Source organism: Massilia sp. LMS1-1-1.1, from assembly GCF_040815535.1.
In the GTDB taxonomy this organism is placed as follows: domain Bacteria; phylum Pseudomonadota; class Gammaproteobacteria; order Burkholderiales; family Burkholderiaceae_D; genus Janthinobacterium; species Janthinobacterium aestuarii.
Genome location: NZ_JBFPNG010000045.1, coordinates 1 through 13993, shown reverse-complemented (window position 1 = coordinate 13993; position 13993 = coordinate 1). Strand labels below are relative to the sequence as shown.

Annotated in this window: 12 protein-coding genes and 1 pseudogene; 3 read left to right on the top strand and 10 right to left on the bottom strand. The window is 60.2% G+C overall.

Annotation, left to right across the window (positions count from 1 at the left end):
* Positions 1-158: 158 nt before the first annotated feature.
* From cobA to MRBLMS1_RS21985, 7 genes and pseudogenes are all read right to left on the bottom strand, one after another.
* Positions 159-923, bottom strand: coding sequence for a uroporphyrinogen-III C-methyltransferase (gene cobA / locus MRBLMS1_RS22015; protein WP_456148905.1), 765 nt, complete (start codon positions 921-923; stop codon positions 159-161).
* A gap of 28 nt (positions 924-951) precedes the next feature.
* A complete protein-coding gene (locus tag MRBLMS1_RS22010) occupies positions 952-2268 on the bottom strand; it encodes a sulfate adenylyltransferase subunit 1 (protein WP_485881912.1) in 1317 nt (438 codons plus the stop codon).
* Positions 2268-3185: pseudogene (gene cysD, locus MRBLMS1_RS22005) on the bottom strand (sulfate adenylyltransferase subunit CysD); the annotation flags it as partial. The gene MRBLMS1_RS22010 and the pseudogene cysD, both read right to left, overlap by 1 nt.
* 33 nt (positions 3186-3218) lie before the next feature.
* Positions 3219-3935: a phosphoadenylyl-sulfate reductase gene (locus MRBLMS1_RS22000; RefSeq protein ID WP_485881910.1), complete on the bottom strand. Its 717-nt coding sequence runs from the start codon at positions 3933-3935 to the stop codon at positions 3219-3221.
* 9 nt (positions 3936-3944) lie between these two features.
* Positions 3945-4505: a DUF934 domain-containing protein gene (locus tag MRBLMS1_RS21995; RefSeq protein ID WP_485881908.1), complete on the bottom strand. Its 561-nt coding sequence runs from the start codon at positions 4503-4505 to the stop codon at positions 3945-3947.
* Positions 4498-6186, bottom strand: coding sequence for a nitrite/sulfite reductase (locus tag MRBLMS1_RS21990; RefSeq protein ID WP_485881906.1), 1689 nt, complete (start codon positions 6184-6186; stop codon positions 4498-4500). The genes MRBLMS1_RS21995 and MRBLMS1_RS21990 overlap by 8 nt, the downstream gene beginning before the upstream one ends.
* 81 nt (positions 6187-6267) lie before the next feature.
* Positions 6268-7041 (bottom strand): sulfite exporter TauE/SafE family protein, encoded by a 774-nt coding sequence (locus tag MRBLMS1_RS21985; protein ID WP_058049636.1) that lies wholly within the window; start codon positions 7039-7041, stop codon positions 6268-6270.
* A 160-nt stretch (positions 7042-7201) separates the two neighbouring features.
* Between MRBLMS1_RS21985 and MRBLMS1_RS21980 the strand changes: the two genes are divergently transcribed.
* From MRBLMS1_RS21980 to MRBLMS1_RS21970, 3 genes are all read left to right on the top strand, one after another.
* Entirely contained in the window at positions 7202-8143 is a 942-nt protein-coding gene (locus tag MRBLMS1_RS21980) for a CysB family HTH-type transcriptional regulator (RefSeq protein ID WP_034751505.1), read from the top strand.
* Positions 8144-8204: 61 nt separating this feature from the next.
* Positions 8205-8855: a class I SAM-dependent methyltransferase gene (locus tag MRBLMS1_RS21975; protein ID WP_485881903.1), complete on the top strand. Its 651-nt coding sequence runs from the start codon at positions 8205-8207 to the stop codon at positions 8853-8855.
* 181 nt (positions 8856-9036) lie between these two features.
* A complete protein-coding gene (locus MRBLMS1_RS21970) occupies positions 9037-9984 on the top strand; it encodes a porin (protein ID WP_456148907.1) in 948 nt (315 codons plus the stop codon).
* 48 nt (positions 9985-10032) lie between these two features.
* On the opposite strand, the gene MRBLMS1_RS21965 is transcribed toward MRBLMS1_RS21970, so the two are convergent.
* The 3 genes from MRBLMS1_RS21965 to MRBLMS1_RS21955 all read right to left on the bottom strand — a co-directional run bounded on the left by MRBLMS1_RS21965 (position 10033) and on the right by MRBLMS1_RS21955 (position 13500).
* On the bottom strand, positions 10033-11220 hold the full coding sequence (locus tag MRBLMS1_RS21965) for a PAS domain-containing sensor histidine kinase (RefSeq protein ID WP_485881901.1): 1188 nt from the start codon (positions 11218-11220) through the stop codon (positions 10033-10035).
* 160 nt (positions 11221-11380) lie between these two features.
* Positions 11381-12139, bottom strand: a complete 759-nt coding sequence (locus tag MRBLMS1_RS21960) for a LytR/AlgR family response regulator transcription factor (protein WP_034751497.1) — start codon at positions 12137-12139, stop codon at positions 11381-11383.
* 68 nt (positions 12140-12207) lie between these two features.
* A complete protein-coding gene (locus MRBLMS1_RS21955; RefSeq protein WP_072454519.1) occupies positions 12208-13500 on the bottom strand; it encodes a sensor histidine kinase in 1293 nt (430 codons plus the stop codon).
* Between the last annotated feature and the right edge of the window lie 493 nt (positions 13501-13993).

The following is a 13993-nucleotide window of genomic DNA, read 5'->3' as shown; positions in this document are numbered from 1 at the left end:
GCCGGGAGGCCGCATGGCAAGCGCTATGGTGGGGCGAAGCGTGAATTTATTGCTATCACGCAACAACTTCTCGAGAAAAGATGCGTGAGCATCGTATCATGTTTCCTCTGAAGATGTCGGTTACTGACTTTAAAGTCGGTAAAATACGCTGTGTTTAATCAAGCATGGCGCGCCAGCATGGCGGCCGTTTCTTCGATGGTTTGGTGCGTGCGCGCGGCCATGGCGTCGCCCAGCATCACCAGCACGGGACCGTGGTTGTCGCCCAGGCCATGCGCCAGCGCGCTCAGCGTCAGGCGCACGATGCGCTGGTCCGGCCGGCTGCAGTTTTCAATCACCACCACCGGGGTGTCGGCACGGCGGCCCTGGGCCAGCAGGCGCTGGGCCGTGGCGATGGCTTCGCGGCCGCCCATGTATTGCACGAGGGTGTCGCAGTCGGGAATGCGCGTCTGGTCCGGTTCGCCCGGTGCCGTGCTGGACGTAAAAAAGGCGACGCTGCGCGACACGCCCCGTTTGGTCAGCGGCTGCTGTGTAGCGGCCGCGGCCGCCAGAGCCGTGGTAATGCCGGGCACCACTTCGACGGCGATGCCCGCTTCTTCCAGCGCGCGCAATTCCTCGTCGGCACGGCCGAATAGCATGGGGTCGCCCCCTTTCAGGCGCACGACGACGGCGTGCTTGCGCGCATTGTCGACCAGTTGCTTGTTGATGAACGCTTGCGCCGTCGACAACTGGCCGCAGCGCTTGCCGACCAGGATCTTTTGCGCTTGCGGGCACAGCTCCAGCATCTCTTCGGTGACCAGCGCGTCGTGCAGCACGACGTCCGCTTGCGCCAGCAGGCGTGCGCCGCGCAAGGTCATCAGGTCTTGCGCGCCGGGCCCGGCGCCGATCAGGTAGACCTTGCCGGGGAGAGATGGGGAGCTGTTCATGTGGCTGCCTTTCCTGGACGATACGGGATTAGAGCCGAACCATGCCGGCCGCGACGGTCTGGTGGGTGACTTCATCGATCAGGATGAAGGCGCCGGTGGCGCGGATATCGGCATACGCGTCGGCCGCCAGCGCTTGCTGCACGTTCAGGCTGATGCGGGCGATGTCGTTCAGTTTCAAGCCTTCGGCCGGATGGCGCTGCTGCGTATTGATGTCGAGGATCGATTCGATCGCCGTCACCTTGGCCGCCGTCTGCCTGGTGCCGTGCTTGATCCAGTACTTGCGGCGCAAGTCCAGCGCGTCTTCCGACAGCCAGCACACGTCGGCTACCACTTGTTTCAGCAGGGTGGCAGGGCGCTCGCTGCTCGCCAGCAAGTCGCCGCGCGAGATATCGAGGTACTCATTGAGCAGCAGGGTCACGGACTGGCCCACCACGGCGGTGCTCAGCGAACCGTCCAGGGTGACGATATCCTTGACGGTTGCCGTCTGGCCCGATGGCTGCACCACGAGGGTGTCGCCGATGCTGACCTTGCCCGCCTCGATGCGGCCCATATAGCCGCGGAAGTCGTTTGCTTCGTGGCCGTTGTGGCGCGCCACCAGCTGCACCGGGAAGCGGAAGGGCGTGTCGTGCGATTCGTCGTAGACGGACAGCGATTCGAGCAGCTCGATCAGGGTCGGGCCCGTGTACCAGCCCAGCTTGTCGCCGCGCTCGACGACGTTGTCGCCGGTGAGCGCCGACAGCGGGATCGGTGTGATGTCCTTCAAGCCCAGCGACTGGGCGAATTCGCGGTAGGCGGCCACGATGCGGTTGTACACCGTTTCATCGTAGTCGACGAGGTCCATCTTGTTGACGGCCACGACCACGTGCTCGATCTGCAGCAAATGGGCAATCGTCGAGTGGCGCTTGGTCTGGATCAGCAATTCCACGCTGCCGTCGTCGCCCAGCTTCACTTTCGACACGTCGATCAGGATGATGACGGCGTCGGCGGTGGAAGCACCCGTCACCATGTTGCGCGTGTATTGCTCGTGGCCCGGCGTGTCGGCGATGATGAACTTGCGTTTCGGCGTGGCAAAGTAGCGGTATGCCACGTCGATGGTGATGCCTTGCTCGCGTTCCGCTTCCAGGCCGTCCGTCAGCAAGGACAGGTCGACCGTGTCGCCCACCGTGCGCTTGTGCTTGGAGCGCGACATGGCGTCGAGCTGGTCGGCGAAGATGCCCTTGCTGTCGAACAGCAAGCGGCCGATCAGGGTGCTCTTGCCATCATCGACGGAACCGGCCGTGATGAAGCGCAGCATGCCGCGCTCCAGGCTGTCGGTGAGGTTGGTGTTCTGGATTGCTGCGTTCATTAGAAATACCCTGCTTTCTTGCGTTTTTCCATCGAGGCTTCGGAAGTCTGGTCATCCATGCGGGTGGCGCCCCGCTCCGTGATTTGCGTGATTGCCGTCTCGGCGATGATGGCGTCGACCGTCGCCGCATCGGACGATACGGGGCAGGTGCACGAGATATCGCCCACCGTGCGGAAGCGCACGACTTGCGTTTCGACCGTTTCGCCTTCGCGCGGCGGCGTCAGATCCGTCAGCGGCACGAGCAAACCATTACGCGGGATCACCTGGCGCTCGTGCGCGAAGTAGATCGGCGGCAATTCGAGTTGCTCGCGGGCGATGTATTGCCACACGTCCAGCTCGGTCCAGTTGGAGATCGGGAAGACGCGCATGTTTTCACCGGGATGCACGCGAGTGTTATACAGGTCCCACAATTCCGGACGCTGGGCTTTCGGGTCCCAGGCGCCGAATTCGTCGCGGAAGGAAAAGATGCGTTCCTTGGCGCGGGCCTTTTCTTCGTCGCGGCGCGCGCCGCCGATGCAGGCGTCAAAACCGTGTTCGGCGATGGTTTCCAGCAAGGTCACGGCCTGGGCCGCGTTGCGTGAATCCGTGGCCGGGTTGCGCAGGCGCACGGTGCCGCGCTTGATCGAGTCTTCCACGGAGCCGACGATCAGGCGTTCGCCCAGTTCCTCCACTTTCTTGTCGCGGAACGTGATGACTTCCGGGAAGTTGTGGCCCGTGTCGATATGCACGAGGGGGAATGGAAACTTGCCTGGGCGGAAGGCTTTCTCGGCCAGGCGCAGCAGGACGACGGAATCCTTGCCGCCGGAAAACAGCAGCGCAGGGTTGGCCGATTCGGCCGCCACTTCGCGCATGATGTGGATGGCTTCCGATTCAAGGCTGTCGAGGTGACGCTGGTTCAAAATATTGCTCATATGGGTGCTTTCTTGTTCTGCTGAGTCTGTTGTGTCTGTTCAGGCTGCCACGGATTTGATGCGTATCAGTTTGCCGTCCACCATGTGCAGGCCGCATTCTTTCGAATCCGGGTTTTCCCACCACCAGCGTCCGGCGCGCACATCTTCGCCCGGCTGCACGGCCCGCGTGCACGGTTCGCAGCCGATCGACGGGTAGCCCTGGTCGTGCAGCGCGTTGTACGGCACGTCGTTGGCGCGGATGTAGGCCCACACGTCTTCTTCCGACCAGTCCGCCAGCGGATTGAATTTCGTCATCGCGTGCGCCGCGTCGTCTTCCTGCATGTGCAATTCGGCGCGCGTAGTGGACTGCGCGCGGCGCTGTCCCGTGACCCAGGCCTTGTTGCCGGCCAGGGCGCGGCCCAGCGGCTCGACCTTGCGGATGCGGCAGCATTCGCGGCGCATCTCGACGCTGTTGTAGAACGCGTTCAGACCGTTCTGTTCCACGTAAGCGGCCACTGCTTCCGGCTGCGGGCGGTACAAGGTGATGTCGTGGTCGTAGCGGGTTTTCACCTTGTCGAGCACGGCCAGGGTTTCCTGGTGCAAGCGGCCTGTTTCCAGGGAAAAGATGCCGATGGGCAGTTTCGCCTTGAGTATCATGTCGGTCAGCACCATGTCTTCGGCTGCCAGGCTGGACGCGAACACGGCCGGCGAAAAATCCGCGGCGATACGTGTCAGCGTTTGCTCGGTGGCGTCAATCAAAGAAGTCAAATCGCTCATGATTGGTCCTCAGATGCCGGCCGCGTTGTCGAGGTCAGGATTCTGGCCTTCGCGCTGGTGGCGGCGGAACAGCGGCGATTTTTGATCCCACGACGCCTGGTAGGTTTCCGAAAAGACCGATAAACCTTTCAGGGCGTCATGGATGCTGCGGTCGGGGCGTGTCGCATACGCGTCGAAGCCGACCCGGTGCATGGAAAACAGCTGGTCGCGCAGCACGTCGCCAATTGCCCGCAATTCACCTTGGAAACCGAGGCGGGCGCGCAGGTTGAAGGCGATGGAATAGCCGCGGCCATCCGTGAATTTCGGGAAGTCCACGCCGATGACGGGCAGCTGCGCCACGTCGGCCGCCAGTTCTTCCGGGCGCTCGTCGCTGGCCAGCCATACGCCGATGTCGGGCAGGCGGGCGGCCAAGGTTTCGCGCTGGGCTTGCCATACGAGCAGCGGCACGATGACCTTGCCGGCTGGCACGACCACCATTTCCGGCGTGTCGTTTTCATCGAGGCGCAGCAAGCCCCAGGTATTCGGCACCACGGCGGCGTTCTTGATGATTTCTTCGCGTACTTCAAACATATTCGTCTTCTCCCACCAGGTTGCCGACCGTGATCGGCGTTGCATATACGTGTTCCTTGAACGGCGCCAGGCCCAGGCGCTGGGCCGTGTCGACGAAGCGCTCGCCTTCGTGGCGGTCGCGCACGTAGACGTGCAGCAGGCGGCCGATGACTTCAGGCATCTGCAGGGAAGAGAACGATGGTCCGATGATCTTGCCGATGGCCGCGTTGTTGCCTTGCGCGCCGCCTATCGACACTTGATACCATTCGCTGCCATCCTTGTCGACGCCGAGGATGCCGATGCTGCCCACGTGATGGTGACCGCAGGCATTGATGCAGCCGGAAATATTCAGTTCGATCTCGCCGATGTCGTGCTGGAAGTCGATGCTGTCGAAACGTTCCGCGATGGCGGCAGCGATCGGCAGCGACTTGGCGTTCGCCAGCGAGCAGAAATCGCCACCGGGGCAGCAGATCATGTCCGTCAGCAAACCGATGTTCGGCGTGGCCAGGCCGTGCGCCTTGGCTTCCTGCCACAGCGTGAACAGTTTCGATTGCTCGACGTCGGCCAGCACCAGGTTTTGCTCATGCGTCACGCGCAGTTCGCCAAAGCTGTAGCGGTCGGCCAGGTCGGCCACGAAGTCGATCTGCTCGGCCGTCGCGTCGCCGGGCGGCACGCCCGTTTTCTTCAGGGATAGCACGACGGCCACATAGCCGGGGCGCTGGTGCGGCTTGACGTTGCGCGCCAGCCAGTTCACATAGGCCTTGTTGTCCGCGTGCTCGGCCTTGTAGTCGAGTTCCGGCAAGGCCAGGTAGGCGGGCGGATTGAAGAAGTCCGCGACGCGCTGCATTTCCTCGGTCGTCAGGGTTTCCGGACCGTCTTTCAAGTCGACCCACTCGGCTTCCACCTGGCGCGTGAATTCTTCCACGCCGATGGCTTTCAGCAAAATCTTGATGCGCGCCTTGTATTTGTTGTCGCGGCGGCCGTGCAAGTTGTACACGCGCATGATGGCCTGGATGTAGGTCAGCAAATGCTGCCATGGCAGGAAGTCGCGCACGACGCTGCCCAAAATCGGCGTGCGGCCCATGCCGCCACCTGCCATCACCTTGAAGCCCACTTCGCCTGCTTCGTTGCGCACGGCCGTCAAGCCGATATCGTGCACGGCGATGGCGGCGCGGTCTTCCTCGGCGCCATTGATGGCGACCTTGAATTTACGCGGCAGGGCGATGAATTCGGGGTGGAAGGTGCTCCACTGGCGCAATACTTCCGCGTACGGGCGCGGATCGATGATTTCATCGGCCGCGACGCCGGCGAACGGGTCCGATGTTGTATTACGGATACAGTTGCCGGACGTCTGGATCGCGTGCATTTCCACGGAAGCGAGGTCCGTCAGGATATCGGGAGTCTGCTCCAGCTCGATCCAGTTGAACTGGATGTTCTGGCGCGTCGTGAAGTGGCCATAGCCGCGGTCGTACTTGCGCGCGATGTGCGCGAACATGCGCATCTGCTTGGCCGACAGCAAGCCGTACGGCACGGCGATGCGCAGCATGTAGGCGTGGCGTTGCATGTACAGGCCGTTTTGCAGGCGCAGCGGAATGAATTCCTCTTCCGTCAGTTCATTGGCGATACGGCGCGCAACCTGGTCTCGGTACTGGGCGATGCGTTCTTTGATGATGAGGTGGTCGTACTGATCGTAATGGTACATATCAATTCCTAAAAAAGCCGGGGTGCTGGAAGATTGCCTGGGATTATGTTCTTGATACTGCTCTTGTCACTTGTTCGGTAATTAATAGATTAGCTTCACTGCCACGCCGGTCAAGGTCATCGCCAGCAGCACTCGTAAAAACTTTTCCGGCACGGAGCGGGCGACCCAGGAACCGAGCGTAATGCCGGGCAGGGAGCCGACCAGCAAGGAGGCCAGCAATTCCCAGTGGATGGAACCGAGCCACCAGTGGCCCAGGGCGGCGATGGCCGTCAGAGGCACGGCATAGGCGATATCGGTGCCCGCCACTTCGGCCGAGCTCATGCGTGGATACAGCATCACCAGCAGGGTCGCGCCGATGGCGCCGGCGCCGATCGACGAGACCGTTACCAGCACGCCCAGCACGGCGCCGGCAATAATGGTCGCAGCGGCAAGCTTGTTGCCTTGCAATTGTTTCTCGGGGTGGGCGTTAATCCAGGCCAGCATGCGGCCCTTGAAAATCAGCGCCACGACGGTCAGCAGCACGGAGCCGGCGATCGAGTAGCGGATGATCTGGCCGATTTCCGGCGACAGGGTGCCGAACGATTTCAGCGCCAAGGTCGCGAGGACGGCGGCGGGCAGGGCGCCGATGCACAGGCGCTTGACGATATCCCAGCGGATGGTGCCGCGCAGGCGGTGCGTCAGCGTTCCCGCGCTCTTGGTGATCGAGGCGAACGCCAGGTCGGTACCGACGGCCACGGAAGGCGGTACGCCAAACAGCAGGGTTAACAGCGGCGTCATCAGCGAGCCGCCGCCCACGCCGGTCATTCCTACGAGTAATCCTACGGCAAATCCTGAGACTATATAAGACAAAGTCATGCTTGCACCCCCAAAGTACCCGCAATAGTAATAAACTTAGTGTTTATTCCAAACTACTAAGTACGCATTTGCTTATATGCGATATGCGTATATGCATGAACGCAAAATCATGGGTGGGGCGGAAACTCGGCAAATCACGGCAATCTAGGGCAAACCAGCAATGAATCTCCATCAACTGCGCTTCGTGCGCGAAGCGGTCCGGCAGAATTACAACCTGACGGACGCCGCCAAGGCCTTGTTTACGTCGCAACCGGGCGTATCGAAAGCCATCATCGAGCTGGAGGAAGAGCTGGGCGTGGATATTTTCACGCGCCATGGCAAGCGCATCCGCGGCTTGACGGAGCCGGGCCGCCTGGTGCTCGAGTCGGTCGAGCTGATCATGCAGGAAATCGACAGCATGAAGCGCATCGGCAAGGAATTCGCGGCGCAGGACAGCGGCAGCTTTACCATTGCCACCACGCACACGCAGGCGCGCTACACTCTGCCCAAGGTCGTGCAAGCTTTCATGCTGAAGTTCCCGAAGGTAAGATTATCGTTGCTGCAAGGCAATCCGCGCCAGATCGCCGAGATGGTGCAGCGCGACCAGGCCGACCTGGCCATCGCCACGGAATCGATCGCGGCCATCGATGGCTTGATTACCTTGCCATGCTATCAATGGGAGCACGTGGTGGTGGTGCCCGTCGATCATCCGCTGCTCAAATCGAAGTCCGTGACCCTGGAAGAAATCGCCGCTTTCCCCCTGATTACCTATGACAGCGCGTTCGCCGGACGCAACAAGATCGACCACGCTTTCGTGCTGCGCGGCTTGAAGCCGGACATCTTGCTCGAAGCCATCGATGCGGACGTCATCAAGACTTATGTCGAGTTGGGCATGGGGATTGGTATCATAGCGGGTATGGCCTTCGATGCCGAGCGCGACAAAGGCTTGCGCGCCATCCCAGTCGGCCATCTGTTCGGCATGAATGTGTCGCGCGTGGCCGTCAAGCAGGGCGCGTATTTGCGCAGCTATATCTATACCTTTATCGAGTTGCTGACGCCGACCCTGAACCGCAAGCTCATAGAGCAGGCGATGAGCGGTGATAAAGAGCACTACGAACTATAAACAATGCATGAAGCCGGCCGGGCGGTTGCCTGGCCAAGATTATTTAAGAAGAGAAGAAACAATGATTACCGATCAGCTTGCCAAATATTACGCCACCATCGCGCAGCAGTACGAGCGCGTCTATGACAAGCCCGAACGCCAGGAAGACCTGGAAGTGTTGCGCGACAAGGTCGCCGACGTGCTGGAAGGCCACACCGTGCTGGAACTGGCTTGCGGCACCGGCTACTGGACGGAAGTGGTCGCCGAGTCGGCCGAGTCCGTGCTGGCCACCGATATCAACGATGAAATGCTGGCGCTGGCCCAATCGCGCGGCTTGCCCGACAACGTCAGTTTCACCAAGCTCGACGCCTTCAATTTGCCCGATGACTTGCTGGGCAAGTTCACGGCCGTGTTCGCCGGTTTCTGGTGGTCGCACGTCAAGCGCGAAGACCAGGACAAGTACCTGAAGCAATTGCGCACGAAACTGGGCAAGGACATCCTGCTGGTACTGATCGACAATTCCTATGTCGATGGCAGCAGCACCGTGATCGCGCGCACCGACCTGGAAGGCAATACCCACCAGTTCCGCACGACGGATGGGGGCGAGCGCTATGAAGTGCTGAAGAATTTCCCGTCGGATAGCCACCTGCGCAAGAAGTTTGCCCACTCGGCCCGCGAAATTCGCATGAAGCGCCTGGAGTACTATTGGCTGCTGAGCTGCCGCCTGAAGTAAGCTGTTGCCGCATGAACCGCCTCCGGGCGGTTTTTTTTCGTCTGTTGTTTTTATCTGACATGACGTTGTGCCAAAAAGCAACATCTTGTCGATGTCATATTGTTGAAGTATTTGGTGGGCATGATTCGGTTCAGCAGCTAAGCAGCACCACTCTTGTCCAACCTAATGTAGAGAATCTCAAGTGAAAAAAATTACTCTGGCAGCATTGATCATCGGCACCTTCGCAGCAGCTACGGCACAAGCACAATCGAACGTCACCGTGTATGGCCTGGTTGACCTCGGTATTGCCAAGACCACTGGCCAGCCAACGGTACAACGCGAAAACAATGCGTCGCGCCTTGGTTTCAAGGGTACGGAAGATCTGGGTGGCGGCCTGTCCGCAATTTTCAACCTGGAAAGTGAATTCCTGGCTGACACCGGCGCGCAAAAAGGCGTGTTGTTCGACCGTCAAGCCTACGTGGGCTTGAAAGGCGCTTTCGGTACCGCCATCCTGGGCCGCACCAAGAATCTGGTCGACGGCACCATCGCCCGCGTCGACCCATTCAACACCTACGGCGTGGTCGGCAAGAACAATGAAACCCTGCTGCGTTCGGGCGTCGGCACGTCGCGCGTCAACAATGCCGTGACCTACAACAGCCCAAGCTTTGACGGTTTCGTGGGCAGCCTGCAATACGTGCTGAGCGAAGTCAACAGCGCTGACGCAGGCGTGATCGGCTTGGCAACCTACGACAATGGCCCGATCAGCTTGCACGCCGGCTACGAAAAAGCCGTACAAGCGACGGCAACGGCTGCCAAGCCTGACCTGTGGTCCATCGGTGGCGGCTATAAATTCGGCCCAGCCAAGATCACGGCCGCCTATTCGAAAGGCGACACCAAAGTTGCCACGACTGGCGAATTCAAGTCCTACCTGATCGGCCTGAACTACACGGTTGGCGGCGGCGATGCCAAAGTGTCGTACGGCAAGCAAGAGCAAAGCAACAACAAGTTCAAGGATCAGGACACCATCAAGGAATTCGGCATTGGCTACGACTACCACCTGTCGAAGCGCACCGACGTGTACGCTTACGCTGGCCGCGAGCGCGTCAAGTCGCTGACCTCGTATCAGATCGGTCTGGCACACAAATTCTAAGCATCATTCGATGTGATGAAGAAAAGGCGCCTGCGGGCGCCTTTTTTATTACATGGCCGCGGCGGCCGCCTCGGCATGCATGGGTAGCGAGATTTCGATGCGCGTGCCGCCCAGTTCGCTATCGGTACCGATATGGATGTTGCCGTTCAAGCCCCATACCCGTTCGCGCATGCCCAGCAAGCCAAGCGCCGTGGCTTTTTCCAGATCGTGTTCGGCAATGCCGCGGCCGTCATCCTGGATGGTGATCGCCAGCGAGGAATCGATGCGGTGCAGGGCGATGGTGATGTGGCTGGCCTCGGCATGGCGCGCGATATTCGTCAGCGCTTCCTGCACGATGCGGTAGATGGCCGTGCTGCGCGCGTCGTCGAGCACGAGGTCGGCTTCGTCGGCCAGCAAGTCGAAATGGATGGCGCGGCGCAGCAGGAAGTCGTAGCGCAGTTTTTGTAGCGCAAAATACAATCCTCCTTCATCGAGCGCGCGCGGACGCAGGTTGCTGGCGATGCGCCGCAGCGAGGTGATGGACGTCACCAGCAAGCCGTCCATGCTGTGCAGCAGCGCCTGCAGGGACGCGGTGGTATCCGTGTGCTGGCGCACGAGAGTCAGGTCGACGCGCAAGGTAGCCAGCAACTGCCCCAGATCATCATGCAGTTCGCGCGCGATATGCTTGCGCTCTTCTTCGCGGATGGTTTGCAGCGCGCTCGACAATTCACGCAGTTGCGAAAAGGAACGGGCCAGCTGTTCATGCATCTGCTGGCGTGCGCTGATGTCGCGCACGATGATGGTAAACACGCTCTGGCCATCTTCCTGCATGGCCGAGAGCGAACCTTCGAGGGGAAACATGGCGCCATCGCTGCGCCGTCCCATCAAGGTGTAGTCGGTGGCGCGCCGGCCCGTCAGGCGCAGCTCCAGGCTGATGTCGTCAAACGGCGGATCGCCATCGTGCGTGCCCAGGCTGCCGAGGGTACGCAAGTCGCGCAGGATGTAGTGGCCCAGGGGCATGCCGCACATGGCGGCCGGCGTGTCGTCGAACAATCTGGCCGCCGCCGCGTTCGCATGCAGGATGATTTGCCGGCTGTCGATACTGATGATGGCGTCGCTGGCGTTGTCGATGATGGCCTGGCCGCGCGCCTGCTGTTGCCGGCGGGCTTTCAGTGGAGGAAACAGGCACAGCAAAAGCGCCGCCGCCATACCCAGCGGCAAGATGCGCAGCAGCGCGGGACTGCCTCGGTCGGGCATTGGGGTCTCCTTGCGAACGTGGGCGAAGGCAGGCAGTGCAGGAATGACGGGCGGGACTTGATATAGCCTATGCCTGCTGGCGCGGCGCGGTTTGATGTGGCGCAGAAAGGGGGCAGAAGAGAGGCATGCGCCGCGCCGGCCTGGACCGGGCGGCGGAGACTTACATTTGCTTGAACAGGTGCAGGAAGCTGCGGCTCACTTCGAGCTTGTCGGACTTGCCTTTGATGAGGACCAGGTGGCGGCCGCGGATGTCGCGCGTCACGCCTTCGATGGCATTCACATTGACGAGGGTGGCGCGGTGGATTTGCCAGAACAGCGAAGGATCGAGCTCTTCAGCCAGGTCGCGCACGGGTTTGCGGATCAGCGCCTCGTACTTGGCTGTCTGCACGCACGTGTATTTCTCGTCCGAACGGAAGAACAGGATCTCTTCCACGGGAATCATGCGCAAGTCCTGGCCGATGCTGGCCTGTATCCATTGCAAATACGTGGGCTTGGCCGTGATTTTTTCCGCCAGCTGCGACAGCATGGCCGTGACGCTGCTGTTGACGTCCAGGGCCGGCTTGTTCAAGTGCGTTTTCAGGCGCTCCACCGTCACCAGCAAGCGCTCGTGCTCGGGCGGCTTGAGCACGTAGTCGACGGCGCCCCGCTCGAAAGCTTCGACGGCGTGGCTGTCATAGGCCGTGACGAAGACGATATGCGTCTTGCTGCCTATTACTTGCGCCGCTTCCATGCCCGTCTTGCCCGGCATGCGGATATCGAGGAAGGCAAAGTCGGGCTTGAGTTGTTCCACCAGTTCGATCGCTTCGTCGCCATTCTTGGCTTCGCCGATGATTTCCAGTTCAGGCCAGGCCTGGCCCAGGCGCAGGCGCAGCTGGTCGCGCATCAGTCTTTCGTCGTCGGCAATAATAGCGGTAGGCATAAGTCTCAAGTGTGAACGGGCGAAGATTGATTATTCAATGATTTAGCGTTTTTATCAACTACTCTGTCTTATTTGGACAATTGATAGGGCACTTCGATCACGGCGCACACGCCGGACGGTTGATTTGGCGTAATGGTCAGGCTGCCCTGGTCGCCATGCAGCAGTTTCAAACGCTCGCGGATGGTCGGTAAACCGAGGCCCGTGCCATCGCTGGGCACCACGCCAAAGCCCAGGCCGTCGTCGGTGACCGTCACGCGCAATTTGCTGTGCGCCACTTCGGCCACGATGCGCAGGGTACCGCCTTCCGGTTTGACTTCCAGGCCGTGCTTGATGGCATTTTCCACCATCGATTGCAGCATCATGGGCGGGAAGGCGGCGCTGCGCAGGCCATCGGGAATCTGGAAATCGACGGTCAGGCGTTCTTCCATGCGCATTTTCAGCAGGTTCAAATACGCTTGCACCATGTCCGCTTCACGGCCCAGGTTGGTAATCAGGGCGTTGTCGCGCATTTGCGGCAGCACGGCGCGCAGATATTGAATCAGGCTGCGCTGCATCTTGGCCGCGCGCGGCGGATCAACCTGGATCAGGTGTTCGACCGAGGCAAGCGTGTTGAACAGGAAGTGCGGCTCGACTTGCGCCTGCATCATCTGCATCTTCGCTTCGCTGAGCTGGCGCTGCATGGATTCGCGCTCGGCCGCTTCGTTCGCCGTGACGGTTTCCGCTTCCGCGCGTTTCTTGCCGCCGACCAGGGCTTTCATGGCGAACAGGGCCAACACCAGCAAGGAGACAAAGCTCTTGAACCAGGTCGACGCTTGCTGGTGATAGCGCGACACTTTTTGTTCAGCTGCATCATCGACGGCTTCTTCGATGGCATTTGACAGCTCTTCGCCGATTTGCGGCGGCAATTCAATATGGACTTCTTCGCCCGATGCATTGGTGGTCACCGGATAGCTGGGTTTGGCGGGGGCGGCCGGCGGTTCAGGCGGTGCCGGCGGCACGGCACTGGCTTGCGCGTCCGCCTCGGCGGCGTCGGCCGGATCGCTGGCTGCATCGGCCGCGCTGCTGCGCCGGTTCTTGCTGTTGCGGGGATTGAAATGAATGCCTGTATCGTCGATCAGGATATTGGTTTCACCCGAGCCCTTGCTGCTGCGTTTATGCGACTTGATGACAACTTCTTCGTCCGGGCCGGACGAGAACAGTTCATCTTGCAAAATGGAACCGGCGATCAGGGCCAGCGCAGCGAACAGGAAGAATTTCCACCAGGACAGTTGGGTGACCCAGGTCGTCGTCGCGTCGAATGCCCGTTGCAACCAAGCGAGGATGGTTTTCAACAATTCGGGCAGGCTGGAAATCGGAAGCATGGGGGCACTTTCAAGTACAAGAGTTAATCAACGCAGCGGGCAAGTTTAACCGCTTGTTGCGTAGCGTCAGAGTCTGATGTTGCCACTGTGCCTAAAGACCACGAACTACGCCAGCCGATTGCGACAGGCTGCACAAAAAGGCGCTTGAAGTGAAGGCAAGGCTTGCTGGGCGGTGAGGGGCGGTAAATAGCGCTTGCGGGGAATGTGAGGCAGGGCTATAATTTGCCCCCTCGCTGAACGACGCATGCAAATGCTGAATAAGGCGAGAAAAAAAGAAGGTTGACGAAATGCTGCAAACGCTTCATACTCTTCCTTCTTCGCAGCTGACAAACACAACGCTTTGTCGATAGCGCGAGAGTGGTAAATAAGCAGTACCGAATACAGTTCTTTAACAATTAACAGTCGATAAGTGTGGGCATTTGATGTAGTGCAGCGATGATCTTCGGATTGTCGTAATACTTAAAATATCAAATGTTCACAAGAAATAATGAAA